This window comes from Pelagicoccus sp. SDUM812002 (assembly GCF_031127835.1).
GTDB lineage: Bacteria > Verrucomicrobiota > Verrucomicrobiia > Opitutales > Opitutaceae > Pelagicoccus.
The window spans coordinates 1-610 of record NZ_JARXHX010000114.1 but is presented as its reverse complement, the minus strand read 5'-3'; the positions used below and the strand labels follow the sequence as shown (position 1 = coordinate 610).

Annotated in this window: 1 protein-coding gene; it reads right to left on the bottom strand. The window is 47.4% G+C overall.

All coding sequences use genetic code 11. The annotated features are described in order from the left end of the window. Window positions 1-23: 23 nt before the first annotated feature. Window positions 24-610: hypothetical protein (locus tag QEH53_RS23935; RefSeq protein WP_309025761.1), on the bottom strand; the 587-nt coding region annotated here is incomplete at its 5' end.

The window sequence follows — 610 nt, the reverse complement described above, 5'->3', positions numbered from 1 at the left end:
AACGTGAAAGCCATACGCGGAAGTCAGCGCGGAGCGCTGGCTGGAGTTGTATGTGCTGCCTGGTTCTCCTTCTTTTCTTTTAAGTCTATTTGTGTCAAAATCCTCTCGGCCATTTCTGAAGCGCTCAATTCAGACGAATCGAATACTGAGTCGGGCTTCAGGTGTGAAGTGGTCGCTTTATAACTGCGTGAAGCCTCTGAGATAGACCGATCAACTCTTGATGAAGTCCTTCTCTCTATCTCCTTCCACTCGCACTTTAGTTCGACTAGGTAGTGGCGGAACTCGGATAAAGCAGACTGCAGCTCCGTGAACCGAGTCTCGCTCGGGATCACTGTATCGAAAATGACCCGGTTTCCGCTAGATAAGAGGCATTTGAGGCAAGAAACTGCTGACATAGAAAGAAGATTTCCATCTACTCCATTCCAATCGTCCTGTTTGTTGCAGCGTTCCAGTACCGAAGGTGGAAGAGAGTAGATTAAACTGTCTACCGAGAAGCTAAGCCATACCTGTGGGAGGAACGCTTCCTGGAGGGCTTTTGATAACTCTGTTTTTCCAGAACTGGTTGGACCCAGAATGATTATGGCATTTGTTTTCATTTTTCTGGAGAACG